This window comes from Myxococcus sp. CA056, assembly GCF_013336715.1.
GTDB lineage: Bacteria > Myxococcota > Myxococcia > Myxococcales > Myxococcaceae > Myxococcus > Myxococcus llanfairpwllgwyngyllgogerychwyrndrobwllllantysiliogogogochensis.
Window position 1 is genome coordinate 1 of the sequence record NZ_JABUMT010000037.1, and the last position, 1,420, is coordinate 1,420.

Annotated in this window: 1 protein-coding gene; it reads left to right on the forward strand. The window is 63.9% G+C overall.

From position 1 onward, the window contains the following. The first annotated feature begins 53 nt into the window (after positions 1-53). Positions 54-1,391, forward strand: a complete 1,338-nt coding sequence (locus HUA76_RS44720) for an IS701 family transposase (RefSeq protein ID WP_174458503.1) — start codon at positions 54-56, stop codon at positions 1,389-1,391. Positions 1,392-1,420: the final 29 nt, after the last annotated feature.

Here is a 1,420-nt window from a genome sequence, read left to right on the forward strand (position 1 = left end):
TACGACCTGGTCACTTCAAGAATGCGTGAGGGTGGGCGAAGTGTTCCCCCTGCATGACGCCGAAGCAGTTGAAGCGACTGGAGGGAGAGCTGGCGAGCTTCCTTGAGTCGATGTTCTCGGGCCTGGGCCGGGTAGAACGGCGACGGGCGATGGACTGGTATGTGAAGGGCCTTCTGCTTGAGGGCGAGCGCAAGAGCATCGACCCGATGGCAGGTCGGCTGGTGGAGGAGGCTGGCGATAAGGAGGCCATGCGCCAGCGCCTCCAACAATGCGTCAGTGGCAGCGCCTGGGCGGACGAGGAGGTCAGACGCCGACTGGCACTGAAGCTGGAGGCGGACCTGCCTGGAATTGAAGCCCTTGTACTGGATGACACGGGCTTTCCGAAAAAGGGCAAGCACTCCGTGGGCGTGGCCCGGCAGTACTCAGGCACGTTGGGCCGCACCGACAACTGCCAGGTCGCAGTCAGCTTGCATCTGGCGGGTGAGAAGGGCAGCGGCTGTCTCGGAATGCAGCTGTACCTGCCGGCGGAATGGACTTCCGACACCCCGCGCATGCGGAAGGCGGGTGTGCCAGAGGACGTGGCATTCAAGACGAAGCACGACATCGCCCTGGAGCTGATTGGGCGTGCGTTGGACTGGGGAGTGAAGCCGCGGTTGTTCCTCGCGGACTGCGGATATGGAAACGACGTCAAGTTCCGCGAGGAACTCACGCGACGGGGACTGCCGTACATCGTCGGCATTCGAGGAGACTCGGTGGTCTGGCCTCCCGGATTCGAGCCTCCACCCATTCCCCCGAAGCCCGCGGGAATGAGCGGGCCTGTGCGCTCACGCTACCGTTATGGAGAAGCGAAGCCGGTGGCTGTCGAGAAACTTGCCGCAGGGCTGCCCAAAGCCTCCTGGAAGCATGTCAACTGGCGCGAAGGCGCCAAGGGAATGCAGCGCTCCCGCTTCGCAGCCCTGCGCATCCGCATTGCCCATGGACACTCGGTGGGGCTGGCCCCGGGCGATGAGCAGTGGCTGATTAGCGAATGGCTCAGCCATGAGAAGAGCCCCACCAAATTCCATCTCTCCACGTTGCCGGCCGCCACCCCTCTCAAGCAGTTGGTGCGCCTCACCAAGCTGCGCTGGCGCGTCGAGCGTGACTATCAGGAACTGAAGGGAGAAGTCGGCCTTGACCACTTCGAAGGGCGCACGTGGCGTGGCTTCCATCACCACACCACTCTCTGTGCCGTGGCCCACGGCTTCCTCGCGCTCCGTCGGGCGCTTTTCCCCCCGGAGCCGAGTGCACTGGACGCTGCCAATGGTGAGGCGCGTGATTCAGCCTCTGCTGCTCCAGCAGATTGGCACCTGCCCGCTCTGCAACAGGGCCATCAACCCCAGAGCGCCGCCTGAGCAGCCCTCACGGATGTGACCAAGTCGTA

What these genes read in the sequence shown, in the direction of transcription:
- HUA76_RS44720 (WP_174458503.1), top strand. Translation starts at nt 54, where the DNA reads ATGACGCCGAAGCAGTTGAAGCGACTGGAGGGAGAGCTGGCGAGCTTC.